The sequence below is a fragment of the Umezawaea sp. Da 62-37 genome, from assembly GCF_032460545.1.
GTDB lineage: Bacteria > Actinomycetota > Actinomycetes > Mycobacteriales > Pseudonocardiaceae > Umezawaea.
The window spans coordinates 5,753,245-5,773,512 of sequence record NZ_CP135965.1 but is presented as its reverse complement, the minus strand read 5'-3'; the positions used below and the strand labels follow the sequence as shown (position 1 = coordinate 5,773,512).

The 20,268-nt window shown below is 70.6% G+C and carries 20 protein-coding genes; 7 read left to right on the top strand and 13 right to left on the bottom strand.

The features are described from left to right. Positions 1–29: 29 nt before the first annotated feature. A complete protein-coding gene (locus RM788_RS26480; RefSeq protein WP_315934475.1) occupies positions 30–590 on the bottom strand; it encodes an NADPH-dependent FMN reductase in 561 nt (186 codons plus the stop codon). A 112-nt stretch (positions 591–702) separates the two neighbouring features. On the opposite strand from RM788_RS26480, the gene RM788_RS26475 reads away from it, so the two are divergent. Then, a complete protein-coding gene (locus RM788_RS26475) occupies positions 703–1,791 on the top strand; it encodes an alpha/beta hydrolase (protein ID WP_315934474.1) in 1,089 nt (362 codons plus the stop codon). Between the two features lie 89 nt (positions 1,792–1,880). Here RM788_RS26475 and RM788_RS26470 read toward each other — a convergent pair whose 3' ends face one another. Further along, a complete protein-coding gene (locus tag RM788_RS26470; protein WP_315934473.1) occupies positions 1,881–3,329 on the bottom strand; it encodes a catalase in 1,449 nt (482 codons plus the stop codon). Positions 3,330–3,501: 172 nt separating this feature from the next. Between RM788_RS26470 and RM788_RS26465 the strand changes: the two genes are divergently transcribed. Beyond that, the gene (locus RM788_RS26465) at positions 3,502–4,677 is read left to right on the top strand and encodes an MFS transporter (RefSeq protein ID WP_315934472.1); all 1,176 of its coding nucleotides are present in this window, start codon (positions 3,502–3,504) and stop codon (positions 4,675–4,677) included. Between the two features lie 31 nt (positions 4,678–4,708). Here the strand turns inward: RM788_RS26465 and RM788_RS26460 are convergent, their stop codons facing one another. The 3 genes from RM788_RS26460 to RM788_RS26450 form a co-directional block, all read right to left on the bottom strand. Further along, positions 4,709–6,178: a gluconokinase gene (locus RM788_RS26460; RefSeq protein ID WP_315934471.1), complete on the bottom strand. Its 1,470-nt coding sequence runs from the start codon at positions 6,176–6,178 to the stop codon at positions 4,709–4,711. A 71-nt stretch (positions 6,179–6,249) separates the two neighbouring features. Beyond that, entirely contained in the window at positions 6,250–7,314 is a 1,065-nt protein-coding gene (locus RM788_RS26455) for an aspartate-semialdehyde dehydrogenase (protein ID WP_315934470.1), read from the bottom strand. Further along, positions 7,311–8,576 (bottom strand): aspartate kinase, encoded by a 1,266-nt coding sequence (locus RM788_RS26450; protein WP_315934469.1) that lies wholly within the window; start codon positions 8,574–8,576, stop codon positions 7,311–7,313. Before RM788_RS26450 ends, RM788_RS26455 begins: the two co-directional genes overlap by 4 nt. A 99-nt stretch (positions 8,577–8,675) precedes the next feature. Between RM788_RS26450 and RM788_RS26445 the strand changes: the two genes are divergently transcribed. Together RM788_RS26445 and RM788_RS26440 are read left to right on the top strand one after the other, a co-directional pair. Further along, positions 8,676–9,884, top strand: a complete 1,209-nt coding sequence (locus RM788_RS26445; protein ID WP_315934468.1) for a glycosyltransferase family protein — start codon at positions 8,676–8,678, stop codon at positions 9,882–9,884. Further along, positions 9,884–10,474, top strand: a complete 591-nt coding sequence (locus RM788_RS26440; protein WP_315934467.1) for a nitroreductase family protein — start codon at positions 9,884–9,886, stop codon at positions 10,472–10,474. Before RM788_RS26445 ends, RM788_RS26440 begins: the two co-directional genes overlap by 1 nt. Here the strand turns inward: RM788_RS26440 and RM788_RS26435 are convergent. After that, positions 10,439–10,759, bottom strand: a complete 321-nt coding sequence (locus tag RM788_RS26435; RefSeq protein WP_315934466.1) for a hypothetical protein — start codon at positions 10,757–10,759, stop codon at positions 10,439–10,441. The two genes, RM788_RS26440 and RM788_RS26435, sit on opposite strands and share 36 nt — an antisense overlap. Before the next feature lie 43 nt (positions 10,760–10,802). Further along, entirely contained in the window at positions 10,803–11,102 is a 300-nt protein-coding gene (locus RM788_RS26430) for a hypothetical protein (RefSeq protein WP_315934465.1), read from the bottom strand. 238 nt (positions 11,103–11,340) lie between these two features. Between RM788_RS26430 and leuA the strand changes: the two genes are divergently transcribed. Then, entirely contained in the window at positions 11,341–13,134 is a 1,794-nt protein-coding gene (leuA, locus tag RM788_RS26425) for a 2-isopropylmalate synthase (protein WP_315934464.1), read from the top strand. A 322-nt stretch (positions 13,135–13,456) separates the two neighbouring features. Here the strand turns inward: leuA and RM788_RS26420 are convergent, their stop codons facing one another. Next, positions 13,457–14,122 carry a DedA family protein gene (locus tag RM788_RS26420; RefSeq protein ID WP_315934463.1) on the bottom strand — a complete coding sequence of 222 codons (666 nt, stop codon included), beginning with the start codon at positions 14,120–14,122 and terminating at the stop codon, positions 13,457–13,459. A gap of 160 nt (positions 14,123–14,282) precedes the next feature. Here RM788_RS26420 and RM788_RS26415 point away from each other — a divergent pair, with 160 nt between their 5' ends. Next, positions 14,283–14,873 carry a DedA family protein gene (locus RM788_RS26415; RefSeq protein WP_315934462.1) on the top strand — a complete coding sequence of 197 codons (591 nt, stop codon included), beginning with the start codon at positions 14,283–14,285 and terminating at the stop codon, positions 14,871–14,873. Here the strand turns inward: RM788_RS26415 and RM788_RS26410 are convergent. Continuing rightward, entirely contained in the window at positions 14,848–15,447 is a 600-nt protein-coding gene (locus tag RM788_RS26410; protein ID WP_315934461.1) for a TetR/AcrR family transcriptional regulator, read from the bottom strand. The two genes, RM788_RS26415 and RM788_RS26410, sit on opposite strands and share 26 nt — an antisense overlap. A gap of 89 nt (positions 15,448–15,536) precedes the next feature. Between RM788_RS26410 and RM788_RS26405 the strand changes: the two genes are divergently transcribed. Continuing rightward, positions 15,537–16,091, top strand: coding sequence for a TIGR03086 family metal-binding protein (locus RM788_RS26405; RefSeq protein WP_315934460.1), 555 nt, complete (start codon positions 15,537–15,539; stop codon positions 16,089–16,091). 124 nt (positions 16,092–16,215) lie between these two features. Here the strand turns inward: RM788_RS26405 and RM788_RS26400 are convergent, their stop codons facing one another. The 4 genes from RM788_RS26400 to RM788_RS26385 are packed head-to-tail and all read right to left on the bottom strand — an operon-like array spanning position 16,216 to position 20,262. After that, positions 16,216–17,319 (bottom strand): ABC transporter ATP-binding protein, encoded by a 1,104-nt coding sequence (locus RM788_RS26400; protein ID WP_315934459.1) that lies wholly within the window; start codon positions 17,317–17,319, stop codon positions 16,216–16,218. Then, entirely contained in the window at positions 17,316–18,311 is a 996-nt protein-coding gene (locus RM788_RS26395; RefSeq protein ID WP_315934458.1) for an ABC transporter ATP-binding protein, read from the bottom strand. Before RM788_RS26395 ends, RM788_RS26400 begins: the two co-directional genes overlap by 4 nt. A gap of 6 nt (positions 18,312–18,317) precedes the next feature. After that, positions 18,318–19,253, bottom strand: coding sequence for an ABC transporter permease (locus tag RM788_RS26390; protein ID WP_399344865.1), 936 nt, complete (start codon positions 19,251–19,253; stop codon positions 18,318–18,320). A gap of 4 nt (positions 19,254–19,257) precedes the next feature. Continuing rightward, positions 19,258–20,262 carry an ABC transporter permease gene (locus tag RM788_RS26385; RefSeq protein WP_315934457.1) on the bottom strand — a complete coding sequence of 335 codons (1,005 nt, stop codon included), beginning with the start codon at positions 20,260–20,262 and terminating at the stop codon, positions 19,258–19,260. Between the last annotated feature and the right edge of the window lie 6 nt (positions 20,263–20,268).

Sequence of the window (20,268 nt, the reverse complement as noted above, 5' to 3'; positions counted from 1 at the left end):
CGCTCGACCCGTGCCCGCGAGCGCGGGGCTCAGCCCGACTTCGAGAGGGCGAACTCGGCTACCTGCCGGCCGATGAGCCGCAGGGTCTCGGCCACCGCGGGGTCCGAGCAGCCGCCGTCCGGGTCGAACGAGACGTCGCCGGAGTTCACCGCCGCGCCCAGGGGCGTCGGCCAGCCGCGCAGCGCGTGCACGATGGACCGCAGGGCGGTCAGCGTCGTGACGGAGGCCTGCCAGCCCTGCGCGGCGGCGACGCAGCCGACCGCGCGGCCGGTGAGGTAGGGCCGCTCGTCGGTGCGCAGGTCCTCGACGTAGTCGAGGGCGTTCTTGACCAGGCCGGACACCGTGCCGTGGTAGCCGGGCGACACCAGCAGCACGCCGTCGGCGGTGCGCAGCGCCTCGACCAGGCGGGCGGCCGCCTCGGGGCGTTCCGGCACGTGCGGGTCGTAGAACGGCAGCACGAGGTCCGGGCCGGTCACCTCGACGGTGCGCGCACCCGCTTCCCGTGCTCCCGCCAACGCGATCCGCATCGCCCGCTCGGACTGCGAGTTCGGGCGGATCGAGCCGCCGATGCCCACCACGGTGACCGTCATTCGTCGAACCCCTTCCACAACGCGGAACTGAACCGTACGACCTCCAGCGCACTGGAGGTCCACCCGGTCGGGACGCTCGTCACATCGGCTACCGGCGAGTAACCTCCAAGGCATGTCGAAGCTCGCCGATTCACTCCCCGTCGGTGTCCTCGCGGGCGCGCTGCGCTTCGCGTTTGGCCTCCCCACGCCAGTGCGGCGGCTGATCACCGGCAAGCCCGTGGTGCTGGACGGCCAGCGCCTGCACCCCGACGCGCAGCTGCTGCTCAGGCTCCAGCAGCTCAGCGGCCAGGACTGGGACACCACCTCGCCCGCGCAGAACCGGGCCGCGCTCGCACAGAGCAACGCGCTGGTGTGCGGGCCGGTCGTCGAGGGCGTCGGCGTGCGCCCGGTGCGCGTCCCCCGTGACGGCGGCGAGATCGCGGGCCGCGTGTACGAGCCGGTCGGCCTGGCGCCGGACTCGGCGCTGCTGGTCTTCTACCACGGTGGCGGCTGGGTCAGCGGCGACCTGGACAGCCACGACAACCTGTGCCGGTTCCTCGCGCTCGAGGCGGGCGTCCGGGTGCTCGCCGTGGACTACCGGCTCGCCCCCGAGCACCCGTTCCCGGCCGCCGTGGACGACGTCATGGTCGCGTTCGAATGGGCCGTCGAGCACGCCGCCGACCTGCGGATCGACCCGGCGCGCATCGCTCTCGGCGGCGACAGCGCGGGCGGCAACCTGGCCGCCGTGACCGCGCTGCGCGCCGCCCGCTCGGGTGGCCCGTCGCCGGTGTTCCTGCTGCTGCTCTACCCCGCCGTGGACGCCTCGTCCAAGCGCCGGTCGCGCGAGCTGTTCGGCAACGGGTTCTTCCTCACCGACGCCAAGATGGACTGGTTCCGCGACCACTACGCGCCCGAGGAGGCGTCGTGGGTCGACGAGCGGCTCTCCGTGCTGCTCGCCGAGGACCTGGGTGTCCTGCCGCCCACCTACATCGCGGTCGCGGGCTTCGACCCGCTGCGCGACGAGGGCGAGGCGTTCGCGGACAAGCTGGCCGCCGCGGGCGTGCCGGTCGTGCTGCGCCGCCACGAGGGCCTGTTCCACGGCTTCGCGAACGTGCTGGGCCTCGGCGGCATCTACCGCGAGGCGGTGTCCGAGGCCGTCGGCTCGCTGCGCACCGGCCTGGCGCTGGCGAACGCCCGCCAGGACCTGCCCGAGACGGCCTGATCCCGGACGTGGAACGGCCCCGGTGGCGCTCGGGAAAGCGCTGCCGGGGCCGTTCCGCCATGGTGGGAGTTCGGGTCTAGCTCACTTGCTCACTTGCCGAAGGCGGCGGCGATGCGGTCGCCGGTCTCCTTGTCGATGTTGCGCCAGTACTCGAACACGCGCTCCAGCACGCGCTCCGAGACGCCGTTGCCCGCGTGGCCCACGACGGTGTCGACGAGCCGGTCGCGCTGCTCCTGGGTGAACACCTCGCGGACCATGGTGCCCGCCTGGCCGAAGTCGTCGTCCTCGACGTGCAGCTTGTACGCCGCGCGCACGGGGGCGTCCTCGACGCCGTAGCCGGTCGTCACCTCGCCCGCCAGCGCCGGGTTGGCGTGCGGGCCGCCGTAGGAGTTCGGCGCGTACACCGGGTCGGCGGAGTTGGTGTACCGCATCGCCCCGTCCTTGGAGTAGGAGTTCACCGGCGACTTGGGCCGGTTCACCGGGAGCTGCGCGTAGTTCGCGCCGATGCGGTACCGGTGCGCGTCCGGGTAGGCGAAGATGCGGCCGATCAGCATCTTGTCCGGGGACGTGCCGATGCCGGGCACCAGGTTGGTGGGCTCGAACGCGGCCTGCTCGATCTCGGCGAAGTAGTCGGCCGGGTTGCGGTCCAGCGCCAGCCTGCCGACCGTGATCAGCGGGTAGTCGGCGTGCGGCCACACCTTGGTCAGGTCGAACGGGTTGAACCGGTAGTTCTCGGCCTCCGCGTACGGCATGACCTGGACCTTGAGCGTCCACGTCGGGAAGTCGCCGCCCTCGATGGCGTGCCACAGGTCGGCGCGGTGCGCGTCGGCGTCCTCACCGGCGATCCGCGCGGCCTCCTCCGACGTGAGCGTCTCGATGCCCTGGTCGGTCTTGAAGTGGTACTTCACCCAGAACTTCTCGCCGGCGGCGTTCTCCCACAGGTAGGTGTGCGAGCCGTAGCCGTTCTGGTGGCGCCACGTCTTCGGGATGCCCCGGTCGCCCATCAGCCAGGTGACCTGGTGCGCGGTCTGCGGCTGGAGGGTCCAGAAGTCCCACTGCATGTCGTGGTCGCGGCGGCCGGTGTCGGCGCGGCGCTTCTGCGAGCGGATGAAGTCCGGGAACTTGATCGGGTCGCGCAGGAAGAACACCGGGGTGTTGTTGCCCACGAGGTCGTAGTTGCCCTCGGAGGTGTAGAACTTCAGCGCGAACCCGCGCGGGTCGCGCCACGTGTCCGGGGAGCCCAGTTCGCCCGCGACGGTGGAGAAGCGCAGCAGCGCGTCGGTCTTCACGCCGGGCTGGAACAGGGCGGCCTTCGTGAACCGGCTGACGTCCTCGGTCGTCTCGAAGTGCCCGAAGGCGCCACCGCCCTTGGCGTGCACCACGCGCTCGGGGACGCGCTCACGGTTGAACTGGGCGTTCTTCTCGATGAGGTAGTGGTCCTGGAGCAGGATCGGCCCGTTGGCGCCCAGGGTGAGCGAGTGGTCGTCGCTCGCGACCGGGATGCCGACGTTGTTCGTGGTGTGACGCGGTTCGGTCACGCGGTGGGCTCCTCGTCGTGTGGTGGTTCCCGGCGATCGCCGCACAGCCCCCGACCGGGTGTCCCGCGGGGTGGCTCCGTCGCACCGGGTCCGGCCACGTAACCATGTTTTCTGGAATGAGTCAAGAAAGCGCGGGCTTAAAGGCGTTGCCTCGCCAGGGCAACATGGGGCGGTGAACATCGCCCGGTACCTCAGCGTCCTCCGCCTGCCCAGGGTGCGTCCGGTGATGGTGCTGATGCTGCTGGCGAGGATCCCGACCACCGCCGCGGGCATGACCCTGACGCTCCACGTGGTCCTGGCCCTCGACAAGGGCTACGGCGCCGCGGGCCTGGTCGGCACCGCGGGCACCCTCGGCATCGCGCTCGGCGCGCCGCTCATGGGCAGGCTCACCGACCGCCGCGGCCTGCGCGCGATGCTCGTGCTCAGCACCGTCGCCGAGGGGCTGTTCTGGTTCAGCGCCCCGGTGCTGCCGTACTCGGTGCTGCTGGTGACTTCGCTGCTCAGCGGCCTCGTGACGATCCCGACGATGTCCATCGGCCGCCAGGTGCTGACCGCGCTGGTCCCGGTCGAGCAGCGCCGGACGGCACTGGCCGTCGACTCGATGGCCGTCGAGGTCGCGTACATGGCGGGTCCCGCGCTGGGCGTGCTGCTGACGACGCGGGCCACCAGCCAGGTCGCGCTGTGGAGCATCGGCGCCGCGATGGTCGCGTCGGGGATCGCGCTGTACCTCGTGAACCCCCCGATCCGCAACGAGGAGGAGGACGTGGCCGGGGAACGCCCGCCCCGCCGGGAATGGCTCACGCCGCCCGTGCTCGGCGTGCTGCTCACGTCGGCGGGCGCGATCATCGTGCTGGCGGGCATGGAGGTCGCGATCGTCGCGGCGTTGCAGGAGCAGGGGCGCGTGGAGCTGACCGGCGCGCTGGTGATCGTGATGTGCGCGGCGTCGCTCGTGGGCGGGTTCGTGTACGGCGCGACGAGCAGGCCGCCCACGCCGCGGACGCTGATGGCGGTGCTCGGCGCGCTGACCATCCCGGCGGGGTTGGCCACCGGGTCGCCGTGGGTGCTGGCACTGGCGCTGATCCCGGCCAACCTCCTCCCCGCGTCGGTGGTCGCCAGCACCGGCGAGGTGATCACCCGGCTGACCCCGGCGTCCGTGCGGGGCGAGGCGATGGGGTTGCAGGGGTCGGCGTTCACCCTCGGCGCCGCCGTCGGGGCGCCGCTGGCCGGGTTCGTGATCGACCACTCGTCGGCGGGGTGGGGGTTCGTCGTCGTGGGCGCGGTGGGGGTGGGCATCGCGGGCGTCGGCGTGCTGCTGGACCGGCGGTCGGCGAGCCCGGTGGGGGTGTGACCGGTCGCGGGCTACGAGCGGGGTGCGGCGATCACGGTGCCGACAACGCCCCCGACAGCTCGCGCAGGGCCAGGTAAGCGCGTTCCACGAGTGGGCGGGACCTGGCGTAGTGGGTGACCGCGTCGGGGTCCGGCTTGATGGTGGCGGTGGGGACGACGAGGTCCGCGGCGGCGGTCAGCGACGGCAGGACGCCCAGGGAGCGCCAGGCCAGCAGGGCGGCGCCCACGCCGGAGCCCTCGCTGTCGTCGGCCAGTTCCAGCTCCATGCCCAGCGCGGAGGCCAGGACGGTGGCCCAGAGGGTGCTGCGGAAGGCGCCGCCGGTGACGCGGATGGAGTCGACCCGGGCGCCGGTGGAGCGGACGGCGTCGAGGACCAGTGCCAGCTGCTGGCCGACGCCTTCGACCAGGGCCCTGGTGATGTCGGCCCTGGTGTGCTCGCGGCGCAGGCCGAGCAGGGTGGCGCGCGGGTCCGGGTCCCACCAGGGGGCGCGTTCGGCGAGCAGGTAGGGCAGGGCCAGCAGGCCGTTGGCGCCGGTGGGGACCTCGGCGGCCTCGGCGAGCAGGGTGCCCACGTCGGTGGTGAAGGTGTCCGCGGCCCACTGCGCGACCACGCCGCCGTTGCTGACGGCGCCGCCCAGCACCCACAGGCCCTCGGCGATGGCGTAGCAGAAGACGCGACCGCGGTCGTCGACGCCGGGGCGGTCGCGGACCACGCGCAGCGCGCCGCTCGTGCCCAGGGACAGCGCGGCCACGCCGGGGGTCACGGCGCCCACACCCAGGTTGGCCAACGGGCCGTCGCCGCCGCCCATGACGACCGGGAGGCCCGCGGGCAGGCCGGGGACGTCGGCGGTCAGCGGCAGGGCGTCGGTGGGGGCCAGCAGGTCCGGCAGCTGGGCGGCGGTGACGCCCGCGAACGCCAGCGAGCCGGGGTGCCAGGCCAGGCGGTGGATGTCCATGAGGCCGGTGCCGCTGGCCGAGGAGTGCTCGGTGGCGAGGCGGCCGGTGAGGCGGAGGGCGATGAAGTCCTTGAGGCCGCACCAGCGGGCGGTGCGGGCCAGCTCCGGCTCGTGCCGGGTGAACCAGGCGAGTTTCGACAGCGGGGCGAACGGGTGGATCGGGGTGCCGGTGATCCGGTGCAGCTCCGCGCCCTCGGGGGTGCCGCGCAGCAGCGCGGTCTGCTCGGTGGCGCGGTTGTCGGCCCAGCTCAGCGAACCGGTGAGCGGCTTCCCGGCGGCGTCCACGGCCAGCAGCGTGTGCATGGCGCCGGTCAACGACAGGGCCACGACCTGGACGTCGGAGGAGGCGCACCAGGCGGCGACTTCGCGCAGCGCCTGGAGAGCCGCGTCGAGCACCTGGAGCGGGTCGTGCGTGGCCTCGCCCGCGGGTGTCGTGTGCAGCGGGTAGCCGTGTTCGGCGCTGAACAGCGCCTGGGCGGTCCGGTCGACCGCGATGACCTTGGTCGCGGTTGTTCCCAGGTCGACTCCGAGCACTGCCTCAGCCATGCGGGAGACGCTACTAGGGCGGGGCGCTCCAGATGTGAGCGAGCAGCGCCCCGCCGACGGAGCAGGAAGGACTAGAGCCGGTCGGCCAGGCCTTCGGCGATCTCGTAGGTGTTCAGCGCGGCGCCCTTGCGCAGGTTGTCGCCGCACACGAAGAAGTCCAGCGCGTTCGGGAAGTCCAGCGCCTGGCGCACCCGGCCGACGTAGGTCGGGTCGCCACCGACGACGTCGACCGGCGTCGGGAACGACTTCGCGGTCGGGTCGTCGACCAGCACGATCGACGGCTGCGCCTCGAAGATCTTGTGCGCCGCCTCGACGGTGACCTCGCGGGCGAACACCGCGTGGACCGCGAGCGAGTGCGTCGTCACCACGGGCACGCGGACGCAGGTCGCGGAGACCTTGAGGTCCGGGATGCCGAGGATCTTGCGGGACTCGTTGCGGACCTTGAGCTCCTCGCTCGTCCAGCCCTCGTCCTTGAGCGAACCGGCCCACGGGATCACGTTCAGCGCGAGCGGCGCCGGGAACGGGGAGTCCGACACGGGCAGGCCCGCGGCGTCGAGCACCTCGCGGACGTCACCGGCGCGGACGCCGACGTCCTTGCCCGCTACCGCTTCCAGCTCGGCGCGCAGCCGGTCGATCGCCGCCTGGCCGCCGCCGGAGGCCGCCTGGTAGGACGACACCACCAGCTCGCGCAGCTCGAACTCCCGGTGCAGGGCACCGAGGGACGCCATCATCGACAGCGTCGTGCAGTTCGGGTTCGCGATGATGCCCTTGGGGCGGTTGGAGATCTGGTCCGAGTTGACCTCGGGGACCACCAGCGGAACCTCGTCGTCCATGCGGAACGCGCCGGAGTTGTCCACGGCCACAGCGCCGCGCGACGCCGCGATCGGCGCCCACTCGGCGGAGACCTCGTCCGGCACGTCGAACATCGCGATGTCGACGCCGTCGAACGCCTCGGGCGACAGCGCGACCACGGTCAGCTCGGAGCCGCGGACGGTGATCTTCCTGCCCGCCGAACGGGCGGAGGCGATCAGCCGGATCTCGCTCCACGGCACGGATTCCCGGCCGTTCATGATGTCGATCATGACGGTGCCGACGGCACCCGTCGCGCCGACCAACGCCAAAATCGGGCCCGTCATCGTCCACTCCCCGCGTACACCACGGCCTCTTCGTCGCCGCCCAGCTCGAACGCGTCGTGCAGCGCGCGCACGGCGTCGTCGAGCTGCGTGTCGCGGCAGATCACCGAGATGCGGATCTCCGACGTGGAGATGATCTCGATGTTGACGCCCGCGGTGGCCAGCGCCTCGCAGAACGTCGCGGTCACGCCGGGGTGCGAGCGCATGCCCGCGCCGATCAGCGACACCTTGCCGACGTGGTCGTCGTAGAGGACCGCGTCGAAGCCGACGTCCTCGCGCGCCTTGTTCAGCGCCGCGACGGCGCGCGGGCCGTCGTCCTTCGGCAGGGTGAACGTGATGTCGGTGCGGCCGTCGGCGGCGCGCGAGATGTTCTGCACGACCATGTCGATGTCGATCTCGGCCTGCGCGACGACGCGGAAGATCTTGGCCGCCACGCCGGGGTGGTCGGGCACCGCGGTCACGGTGACCTTGGCCTCCGACCGGTCGTGCGCGACTCCGGTGATCATCGCCTGTTCCACGGGCTTGTCCTCCACTGACCCGGACACGATGGTCCCTGGCTTGTTGCTGAACGAAGAGCGGACGTGCACTGGGACGTTGTAGCGGCGGGCGTACTCGACGCAGCGCAGCATCAGCACCTTGGCCCCGCAGGCCGCCATCTCGAGCATCTCCTCGTAGGTGATGGTCTCGAGCCGCTTGGCGTTGGGCACGATGCGGGGGTCGGCGGTGAACACGCCGTCCACATCGGTGTAGATCTCGCAGACGTCGGCCTTGAGCGCGGCCGCCAGCGCCACCGCGGTGGTGTCCGTGCCGCCGCGGCCGAGGGTGGTGATCTCCTTGCTGTCCTGGCTCACGCCCTGGAAGCCCGCGACGATCGCGATCGCCCCGTCGGCCAGCGCGTCGGAGATCCGGCTCGGCGTCACGTCGATGATGCGCGCCTTGCCGTGCACGGACGTGGTGATCACGCCCGCCTGCGAGCCGGTGTAGGACCGCGCCTCGGCGCCCAGCGCGTGGATCGCCATCGCCAGCAGCGACATCGAGATGCGCTCACCGGAGGTGAGCAGCATGTCGAGTTCGCGGGCGGGCGGCACCGGGGACACCTGGCGGGCCAGCTCGAGCAGCTCGTCGGTCGAGTCGCCCATCGCGGAGACCGCGACGACGACGTCGTTCCCCGCTTTGCGGGTCGCGACTATGCGCTCGGCCACCCGTTTGATCCGCTCGGCGCTTCCGACCGAGGAACCGCCGTACTTCTGGACGACGAGCGCCACCGACTGACCTCCTTGCGGATCAAATTCCCACGTCGCGGGCAGCCTACCTGTGTCAAGGGGTGGACATCGGGGCCCGTGACGGGCACTACTCTCGTGCGGGTGTCGACAGTCGAGGCGGTGTCAGCTCCCCCGGACGTGCCCAGCGGCGCACCTGCGCTGCGCGAGCGGCTGGAGCACCTCCTGAGACACCCGGCGGTCCTGCGACTGGCTCCCGGCGTCGTGTTCCTGGTCATCCGCGAGCTGGGTCTGTTCGTCCTCCAGCTGATGGCGGACCGCTGGCACAAGAACGTGACGACGGTCCTCACCTCGTGGGACGGCCAGTGGTTCCTCGGCATCGCCGGGAACGGCTACGCGGGCGTGCCGGGGTCCCTGGTCGACGCGTTCGGCAGGCGCAGCGCGGAGACGCCGCTCGCGTTCTTCCCCGGCTACCCGGCGCTGGTCCGCTGGGTCGACGGGCTGCCGGGGGTCGAGCTGCGCGGCGCCGCGTTCACGGTGAGCCTGGTGAGCGGCCTGTTCTGCGCGTACGGGCTGTTCCGGCTCGGCTCGAAGATCAGGGAGGGGTCGCCGCGGGCCGGCCTGGTCCTGGTGGCGCTGTTCGCCGCGTCGCCGATGGCGATCGTGCTGTCGATGACCTACTCCGAGGCCACGTTCTGCGCGCTGGCCGCGTGGGCGCTGGTCGGCGTGGTGGAGAGGAACTGGGTGCTGGCGGGCCTGTGCACGGCGGCGGCGGGCCTGGTCCGGCCGACAGCCGCGGCGCTGCTGCTGGCCGTGGGGCTGGCCGCGCTGGTCTCGGTGATCACCCGCAAGGACGGCTGGCGGCCGTGGCTGGGCGGCGTGATCGCGCCGCTGGGCCTGCTGGGCTACCTCGGGTACGTGGCCGCGCGGACCGGGCAGCTCGACGGCTGGTTCGCCGTGCAGCAGCGCGGCTGGGACTCCCGGTTCGACGGCGGCGCGGCGACGTGGAAGTTCGCGCTGGCCAACCTGGGCGACCCCCGGTCGGTGCTGGAGCTGACCACGGTGTGGATCCTGCTGATCGCCGTCGCGCTGGTGGTGCTGGGCGTGCGCCGGAGGCTGGAGTGGCCGCTGCTGGTGTACGGGATCGGAGTGCTGCTGATGGACCTGGGCTCGAACGGCCTGATGAACTCGAAGGCGCGGCTGCTGCTGCCCGCGTTCACGCTGCTCGTCCCGGCCGCGCTGGCGATCGCGAAGCGGCGGACGTCGACGGCGGTGGCGCTGCTGTGCGGGCTCGCGGTGTTCAGCGCGTGGTTCGGCGCCTACGCCATCACGGCCTGGCAGTACGCGATCTGATGATCCCCGCCATCGAGCAGAGGTGGAGCCCGCGGGCGTTCGACCCGGTGGCCGAGGTGGCGCCCGCGCGGATGCGGGTGGTGCTGGAGGCCGCGCGGTGGGCCGCCTCGCACGGCAACACCCAGCCCGCCCGGTTCCTGCTGGGCTACCGCGGGGACGACACCCACCGGCGGATCCTCGGGACGCTGCGGCCGCGCAACAGGACGTGGGCGGGCGGCGCGTCCGTGCTGCTTATCGGGGCCGTGGTCACCGCCGACGAGCGCGGCGAGCTGCCGAACACCGTGTACGGGCTGGGGCTGGCGGTGCAGAACCTGGTGCTGCAAGCCGTGGACCTCGGTCTGGTCACCCACCAGATCGGCGGGTTCGACAAGGACGCGGCGCGCGCGGAGTTCGGGCTGCCGGACGACGTGGAACCGGTGGTGGCCATCGCCGTGGGGTACCTCGGCGACGTGGCGGACCTGCCCGAGGACCTCCGGGCCAGGGAGACGCGTCCGCGCACGCGGCGGCCGTTGACCGAGCTGGTCTTCGGCGGCACCTGGGGCGGGCCGGTCGAGCTAGGCGAACCGGTGGACGAGCTTGAGCACGAGTGACCTGACGACCAGCCAGAAGAGGGCCGCGACGCCGTAGTTGACGATCACGGCGAGCGTCGGGTCCTGCGGTGCGAAGAGGTCGTGGAAGCCCAGCGCGAGCGGGCGGGCCCAGTCGGCGACGGTGGACGTGATGCCGTTGTCGGGGTTGGCGTGGCCCACCGTCAGCACGACGTGGGCGACGAGGACCAGCGCTACGGCCAGTCCCGCCCAACCGACGACGCCGGCCACGGCGCCCACGACCTTGACGCGGACGCCGTGACCGGCGGTTGTCTGGTTTTCGGCCATGCCACCCAGTGTGGCACAAGACTTACCGGCCAGTAGCTAAGAACTAACGAGCGAGGAGACGGGCGATGAGGCCCGTGATGACGAGCCAGAAGACGGCAGCGAGACCGTAGTTGATGATGATGCTCAGGTTGTAGCTCTCGAAGCTGAACAGGCCCGGGAAGAAGAGCGCCAACGGCTCGGCGAGCGACTTCACGAACGAGAAGAACGCGTTGGCCTGGTTAGCGCCGAGCACGATCATCAGGATGTAGACGATCTCGATGATCGCGAACAGCGCGCCAACACCGCTGATCACCCTGGCAGCCGTGTAGCTGCCGCTGCGAGTTCCTGTACGCCATCTGGACATGTGAAAGAGATTCCCGTCGAGGTGCTCCGCCAAACACGTTCTCGACACGTTCGGGTGAAGTTCCACCATGTGGACGAACGGTTCCGGCTCATCGGGAATCCTGGGTAGTGTGTGCGACGTGGCGCGTGCCCTCCTGCTTCGCTGCCGTGACGGGGTCTGACCAGACCGGCCCCCCGTCGCGGAGTCGAGCGTTGCCGCCGGTCGTCTGCATTCCAGCGACCGCAGGAGCCACCAGATCATGACCACCAGCCCCGACGCGTACACCTCCGGCACCAGCCGCCTGCGCCCGCCGTCCAGGCCCGCGCCCGCCGAGCAGCCGAAGTGGAACACCCAGCGCGGCAGCTCGATGCCCTTCCACCGCTACCGCTCCTTCGCCGACGAGGTCGAGCCCGTGGCGGTACCGGACCGCACGTGGCCGTCGAAGACGATCACCAAGGCGCCGCAGTGGTGCGCGGTCGACCTGCGCGACGGCAACCAGGCCCTGATCGACCCGATGTCGCCGGCCCGCAAGCGCAAGATGTTCGACCTGCTGGTGCGGATGGGCTTCAAGGAGATCGAGGTCGGCTTCCCGGCCGCCTCGCAGACCGACTTCGACTTCGTCCGCGAGATCATCGAGGACGGCGCGATCCCGGACGACGTGACCATCCAGGTGCTGACCCAGTGCCGCCCCGAGCTGATCAAGCGGACGTTCGAGTCGCTGGACGGCGTGCCCCGCGCGATCGTGCACTTCTACAACTCGACGTCGATCACGCAGCGCCGGGTGGTGTTCCGGTCCGACCGCGACGGCATCAAGAAGATCGCCGTGGACGCCGCCAAGTACGCGCTGGAGGTCGCCGCGGACTACCCGGAGACCGAGTTCCGCTACGAGTACTCCCCCGAGTCCTACACCGGCACCGAACTGGACTACGCGCTCGAGGTCTGCGACGCGGTGACCGAGGTCGTCAAGCCCACGCCCGAGGTGCCGATGATCATCAACCTGCCCGCCACCGTCGAGATGGCCACGCCGAACGTCTACGCCGACTCCATCGAGTGGATGTCGCGCAACCTGGCCCGCCGCGACTCGATCGTGCTGTCGCTGCACCCGCACAACGACCGCGGCACCGGTGTCGCCGCCGCCGAGCTGGGCTACCTGGCCGGTGCCGACCGCATCGAGGGCTGCCTGTTCGGCAACGGCGAGCGCACCGGCAACGTGTGCCTGGTGACGCTGGGCATGAACATCTTCAGCCAGGGCATCGACCCGCAGATCGACTTCTCCGACATCGACGAGATCCGCCGCACCGTCGAGTACTGCAACCAGCTGCCCGTGGCCGAGCGGCACCCCTACGGCGGCGACCTGGTGTTCACCGCGTTCTCCGGCAGCCACCAGGACGCCATCAAGAAGGGCCTGGAAGCGCTGGAGGACGAGGCGAAGGCCGCGGGCCAGCACGTCGACGCCTACCCGTGGGACGTCCCGTACCTGCCCATCGACCCGAAGGACGTCGGCCGCAACTACGAGGCCGTCATCCGGGTCAACTCGCAGTCCGGCAAGGGCGGCGTGGCGTACCTGATGAAGACCGAGCACCACCTGGACCTGCCGCGCAGGCTCCAGGTCGAGTTCTCGCGGGTCATCCAGGAGGTCACCGACACCCACGGCGGCGAGATCGGCCCGAAGGACATGTGGGACGCGTTCGCCGACGAGTACCTGAACCCGGCCGTGCCGCTGAAGCTGGTGGGACACCGGATCTCCAGCGACGACAACGGGCACGCGGAGATCACCGTGACGATCTGGGTGGACGGGGAGCGGGTGGAGATCACCGGGAACGGCAACGGGCCGATCGCGGCGTTCGTCGACGCGCTGGCGTCCGTGGGGTACGACGTGCGGGTGCTGGATTACGTGGAGCACGCGCTGACGGCCGGGGATGACGCACGGGCGGCGGCTTATCTGGAGTGCGCGGTGGGTGATCGGGTGCTGTGGGGTGTGGGGATCGACCACTCGACGACCGCGGCGGCGTTGACGGGTGTGGTGTCGGCGGTGAATCGGGCGAATCGGTAGGTGGGGGCTGGTTTGCCCTGTTTTGGGTAGGCGGCTCGCTGGTCGTTGTGGGTGAGGTGCCTTTACCCCGGTCGCCGAGTGTCTCCAGGCTTGGCGAACCTTGTCAAGACGGGAAAGATGTCTTGACAAGGTTCGTCAAGCCTAGAGCGGGCTTCGGATCGGGGTGCAGGGGTAGGTCTGGCTGCGCCAGCATTCGGCTCCGCCGAACTCAGGCATCAGGCTCCGCCCGACAGGGCATCGGCTGCGCCGACAAGGCACCTCGCTGCGCATCGGTGGGCATCCGAGCTGCGCCGGACAAGGCGGCGGGCCTCGCTGGTGGGTGTTAGGCGAGCTTGGAGACGGGGTCCGCTTCGGCGGGCTCCGCCTTCAGTTCTGTTTCCATTTCGGCGGTGGCCTTGGCTGCGCGGCGCTTCATGAACCAAGCGGTGCCGATGCCGAAGAGGACGGCGGCGACGAGGCCGATCCAGGAGAAGCGGCTGAGCCACTTCTCGGCGACGATGCCTAGGTAGTAGATGACGGCGGTGGTGCCGCCTGCCCAGACGATGCCGCCGAGGGCGTTGGCGGTGAGGAACTTCCAGTAGCGCATGTGGAGGGCGCCAGCGAGGGGGCCGGCGAAGATGCGCAGCAGGGCGATGAAGCGGCCGAAGAAGACGGCCCACATGCCCCAGCGTTCGAACGCCTTCTCGGCCATGGCGAGGTGTGCGGGGCCGAAGTGCTTCGGGAACTTCTTGCCCGCCCAGACGAAGAGGGGTTTGCCACCCCTGCGGCCGATGGCGTAGCCGATCGAGTCGCCGACGATCGCGCCGGTCATCGCGGCCACGGCCACCGAGACCGGGCTGACGACGTGTTGGGCGGCCAGCAGGGCGGCGCTGACCAGCACGATCTCACCGGGGAGTGGGATGCCGAGGCTCTCCAGGCCGATCACGAACCCGACCAGGAGGATGATCGCCAGCGGTGGGATCGTCTGGAGCCACTCGTTGATGTGCACCTCCGGATCCTGCCAGTAGCTGGGGGAATGCTGAAGTTCCACCATGTTTTTCTTGCCCCGAGGTGTCCTCTGTGGGCGGTGATCAGCGGCACTACCTGTGGGAATGCTGAAGTTCCCCGCGCTCGGGCGCCGAATCCGGGGCGTGGGCGTTGCACCGGGTATGAACGCCGCAACAGCCAGCTTGCTCGTGCTCTTCCTGGTCGCGGTGGTGCCGTTGGCGCCCACCGAGGCGGTTCTGATCGGGTACGGCGTGCTGGCGGCTTCGGGTGAACTCCCCCTGGTGTGGGTGATCGTCGTGGCGGCGGTGGGCTGCACGCTGGCGGACTTCGTCAACTTCGGGATCGGGCGCGGGCTGGGGATGCGGGCGTTGCGGCGGTTCAACCGGAGTGCGGGGTCGCGGGCGGTGGTCGCGTGGACCGCGGGTCAACTGGCCGATCGGGGTGAGTCGATCCTGGTCGCGATCCGCTTCGTGCCCGGCGGCGGCATCATCGGCGCGCTCCTCGCCGGGTCGCTGCGCTGGCCGCGGCGCCGGTTCGTGCCCGTGGCGGTCGTCGGGGCGGCGCTGTGGAGCACCTACGCGGCACTGCTGGGGTACGTCGGCGGGCAGGTCGTGGCCGAGCCCGTGCTGGCGATGCTGATCTCGTTGGGGGTCGCGCTGCTGATCAGCGTGCCCGCCGGGATGGTGATCAAGGCGACCCAGCGGCGGGTCGTCGAGGCCGCCGCCGCTACCGGGACGCCGGTGACCGCGTGAGCCTGGCGTGCACGGCCTTGCGGGCCAGGTCGTAGGCGCCGGGGGCGTCGTGCAGGACGGCCTGGACGTTGGCGGCTTCCAGGAACGCGATCAGCTCGAACGCGAGCAGGTCGGGGTCGTCGTCGAGGTCGGACTTGACCACGGCGTCGCGGATCAGGGCGGTCCACTTGACGCCCGCGTCGGCGACGGCGTCGCGGACGCGGCCGGGGCGTGAGCTGAACTCCGGCTGGACGGCGGCGAAGAAGCAGCCGCCGGGGAACGTGCGGCGCTCGGAGTAGTCGAGCCAGCCCTCGCACAGGGCGCGCAGCCTGGGCAGTCCGGTCGGGCCCTTGAACGCGGGGCGGACGACCTGGTCGACGAAGATCTCGGCGGCGAGCTTGACGGTCGCGAGCTGGAGTTCCTCCTTCGAGCCGAAGTGCGCGAAGACGCCGCTCTTGCTGATCTCCAGTTCGGTCGCCAGCCTGCCGATGGACAGGCCTTCGAGACCTTCCACGGAGGAGATGTCGGCCGCTCGGCGCAGGATGAGGCGCTTGGTCTGCTCGCCGCGTTCGATCCGGCCGTCCACGCGTGTCACCGGTTCACCGTAGCTCTCCTGTTGACAGGCTCTGGTCACCAAGTAATAGTACGACCGTTCGTGCAGTTTTCTTGGTCATGGGGGTTGGGATGCTGGATCTGCTGGGGATGGACCGTCGGGCCTGCGAGCTGAACGTCGAGCTGATCGAGGGGCTGACGGAGGAGGAGTTGAACATGGCCACGCCGTGCGTCGAGTGGACGGTGCGGGAACTGATTCAGCACCAGGTGGACTCGACGCTGTCGTTCACGGCCGGGGCGCGAGGGATGGCGGCCGGGGAGGTGCGACCGCTGGGAGGCGATCCGCTGGGGGTCTACAGGTCGACGGTGGAAGAGGCGTGGTCGACGTTCGACTCGCCCGGTCTGCTCGACCGGGAAGTCGAGTTCCCCGGATACGGCCCCCAGAAGGGGCGGGTGCTGGTGGCGGCGCACTTCGTGGACAACCTGGTGCACGCGTGGGACCTGGCTCGGGCGCTGGGCAGGGAGTACGAGGTGGAGGCGAACTTGGCTGAGGCTGCGTTGAGGATCGCGGAGAAGTACCCGACGGGGATCGCGGCGTTCGCGCCGCCGGTGGAGGTCGGGTCCGACGCGTCGGTGACCGACCGGCTCGTGGGGCAGCTGGGACGGTCGCCGCGCTGGCCTGCCTGAGGCCGAGCGGGGGGCTCGCGGTGTCCGGGGGTTCGACACGGGGTGTCTGAAGGTTCGACACGGGGTGTCTGGGGGTTCGACTCGCGAGGGAACGGCCCGCGGAGGGGGTCCGCGGGCCGTTTCGCTACGGGTTGAGGGCTTCGGTTACGGAGACGGGGCCGACTAGGGGGATGTCCGGTGAGATGCCGTCCTCCTCGATGAGGACGGCCTTGACCTCGTGCGGGCGGATCTGCCCGCTGCGGATGTCCTCCGCCCAGTGGCAGGCGACCTTGTGGCCGGGTACGACCTCGCGCAGCACCGGGCGTTCGGTGTCGCACTTCGTGTTCTGCTTCCACGGGCACCTGGTGTGGAAGCGGCACCCGGTCGGCGGGTTCGCGGGCGACGGGAGGTCGCCCTGGAGCAGGATCCGCTCGCGCCTGTCCTCGATCTCGGGATCGGGGACGGGGATCGCCGACAGCAGCGCCCTGGTGTACGGGTGCAGCGGCTCGGCGTAGAGGTCGTCCGAGGTCGCCTCCTCCACCAGGCCGCCGAGGTACATGACGCCCACGCGGTCGGAGATGTGCCGCACGACGGCGAGGTCGTGGGCGATCACCAGGTAGGTCAGGCCGAACTCCTCCTGGAGGTCCTCCAGGAGGTTGACGACCTGGGCCTGCACCGAGACGTCCAGTGCCGAGACCGGCTCGTCGGCGATGATGAGGTCCGGTTCGACCGCGAGCGCCCGCGCGATGCCGATGCGCTGGCGCTGGCCGCCCGAGAACTCGTGCGGGTACTTGCGCAGCGAGGTCGACGGGAGGCCGACCGAGGACAGCAGCGAGCGCAGGCGCTTGGCCGTCGCCGCCTTGTCCTTGTCCATGCCGTGCGCGTGCAGGCCCTCGACCAGGATGGACTCCACCGACTGGCGGGGGTCCAACGAGGACATGGGGTCCTGGAACACCATCTGCATCCGGCGGCGCATGGTGCGGAGTTCCTCGCCCTTGAGCGACGTGAGGTCGGTGCCGTCGAAGACGACCCTGCCCGCCGTCGGCTCGGTGAGGCGCAGGACGCCGCGGCCCAGCGTGGACTTGCCGCAGCCGGACTCGCCGACGAGACCGTAGGTCTCACCGCGTTGGATCTCCAGGTCGACACCGTCGACGGCGTAGACGTGGCCGACCGTGCGGTCGAGGATCACGCCCCGCTTGATCGGGAAGTGCACCTTGATGCCCTCGATGGACACCAGCGGAGCGGTCATGCCGACACCTCCTGCGGCACCTCGGGCTGCACGGGGTTGTGGCAGCGCAACAGCCTGCCGCCGCCCAGGTCTTCCTGGACCGGCGTCTGCTCACGGCAGATGTCGAGCGCGTTGGGGCAGCGGGGCGCGAACGCGCACCCGTTGTCCCACGGGATGTTGTCCGCGACCGAGCCCTGGATCGGGTTCAGCCGCTCGCCGCGGGGGGCGTCCAGGCGCGGGATCGAGGCCAGCAGCCCGTGCGTGTACGGGTGGCGCGGCTGCGCGAACAACTCGTGCCGCTGCGCCTTCTCCACGACGCGGCCGCCGTAGAGCACGTTGACCTCGTCGCACAGGCCCGCCACGACACCCAGGTCGTGCGTGATCATGACCAGCGCGGTGCCGAGGTCCTTCACGAGGCCCTTGAGCAGCGTGAGGATCTGCGCCTGGATGGTCACGTCGAGCGCGGTGGTCGGCTCGTCCGCGATGAGCAGACGGGGCCTGCACGCCAGCGCGATGGCGATCAGCGCGCGCTGGCGCATACCGCCGGACAGCTGGTGCGGGTACTCGGTGAGCCGCCGCGTCGGGTCGGGGATGCCGACCTGCTCCAGCAGCCCTGCCGCCTCGACCATGGCCGCCTTTCGGCTCAGGCCGCGGTGCCGTTCCAGCACCTCGGTGACCTGGAGGCCGATCGGGATGACCGGGTTCAGGGAGGACAGCGGGTCCTGGAACACCATGCCGAGGTCGCGGCCGCGCTTGTCGCGCAGCTGCTTGTCGGACAGGCGCAGCAGGTCGGTGCCCTCGAAGTTCACCGTTCCGCTGACCTTCGCGCCGCGCTTGGGCAGCAGGCCCATGATCGCGAGCGAGGTGACGGACTTGCCGCAGCCGGACTCGCCGACCAGGCCGACGGTCTGGCCGGGTTCGACGTCGAAACTGACCTGGTCCACAGCGGTGAAGGACGGTTCGCCCTTGCGCTGGAACTGCACGGTGAGGTCACGGACTTCCAGTAGTGCCATCGAACGTCACCGCCGGTTCTTCGGGTCGAGGGCGTCACGCAGCGACTCGCCGACGAGCGTGAAGCCGAGCGCGATGGCGATGATGCAGCCCGCGGGCCAGAAGGCCAGCTGCGGGTGGGTGTCGATCACGGTCTGGGCGCCGCCGAGCATCTGGCCCCACTCCGGGATCCGGTCGTCCGGGTTGCCGAGGCCGAGGAACGACAGCGCGGCCGCGTCGATGATCGACGTGGCGAGCACCAGCGTCGACTGGACGATGACCGGGCCGAGCGAGTTCGGCAGCATGTGCCGGAACACGATCGAGCCGTGCTTCACGCCCAGCGACGTCGCCGCGAGGACGTGGTCGCTCTCCCGCTGCGCGAGCATCGATCCGCGCAGGAGCCTGGCGAACACCGGGATCTGCACGATCGACACCGCGAGGATGACGGTGAACAGGTTCGGCTTCGCGAACAGCGCGCCGATGCCGAACGCCAGCAGCAGCTGCGGGATCGACAGCATCACGTCGACGAACCGCATGACCAGCGAGTCGACCCAGCCGCCGAACGCGCCCGCGAGCGTGCCGAGCGCGAGACCGCCGATGAGGCCGATCAGCGTCGCGAACACGCCGACCAGCAGGGTCTGCTGGGCGCCGACGAGCAGGCGCGACAGGAAGTCGCGGCCCTGGAGGTCGCCGCCGAGCGGGTAGCCCGGCTGCGGCTTGGGGATCTCGTTGCGCGCCTTGATGACCTGGTCCGCGAGGTCGCGGGCCGACGGGTCGTGGGGGGCGATCCACGGCGCGATGATCGCGATGACCACGAACGCCACGATGATGAAGGAGCCGAACAGGAACACGGGGCTGCGGCGCAGGCGCTTCCACGCGCTGGCCGCGAGGCTCACCCCGGAGTCGTCGGCGGTCGACTCGGCGAGCGAGTCGATGCGCTCTTTCTTCGCACTTCCGATGGCCACGTCGCTACCTCGTCCTGATCCGCGGATCGATCAGCGCGTAGGACAGGTCGACCAGCAGGTTGACGACCACGTACACGATCGCGGCGACCATGATGAGCATTTGCAGGACCGGGTAGTCGCGCCGCTCGAAGCCGAGCGCCAGCGCTTCCCCGACACCGGAGAAGGCGAACACCTTCTCGGTCAGCACGGCGCCCGCGAGCAGCGCGCCGATCTGCAGACCGATGGTGGTCACCACCGGCAGCATCGCGTTGCGCAGCACGTGCCTGCTGCGGATGACCTGAGCGGTGAGGCCCTTGGCCTCGGCCGTGCGGACGTAGTCCTCGTCCATCACGTCGAGCACCGCGGCCCTGGTGATGCGGAAGATGACCGCGAACGGGATCGTGGCGAGCGCGATGGCGGGCAGGAACAGGTGCTTGAGCGCGTTCCACGCCGCGTCCCACTCCTGCGTGAGGATGCCGTCGAGCACAAAGAAGCCGGTGACCCTGGTCGCGCCGATGGCGTCCTGCCTGCCGACCGACGGGAGGCCGAGCTTGGAGGCGAGGACTTCCTTGAGCACGAAGGCGAGGAAGAAGACCGGGACGGCGACACCGATCAGGGACCCGCCGACGCTGAGGTTGTCGAACCACGTGCCGCGGCGCTTGGCCGCCACGTAGCCGAGCGGGATGCCGACGATCACCGCGAGGATGATCGCGAAGATGCTGAGCTCGAGGGTGGCCGGGAATCGCTGGACGAAGATGTCGACCACCGAGTCGCCGGGCTGGACGCCGGTCGAGTTGCCGAAGTTACCGGTGAGGGCTCGGCCGAGGAACTTGAAGTACTGGACGAAGATCGGCTGGTCGAGACCGAGTTGCTTGTTCAGCGCCGCCCGCGACTCGTCGGTCCCGCGGTCCCCCAGGAGGGCCGAAGCCGGCCCTCCTGGGAGTGCGCGCAACCACGCGAAGACGAGCAACGAGAGCACCAGCACCACGCCGAGCAGCTGGATAAGCCGCCTTACGGTGTAGCGGAGCACGTACCT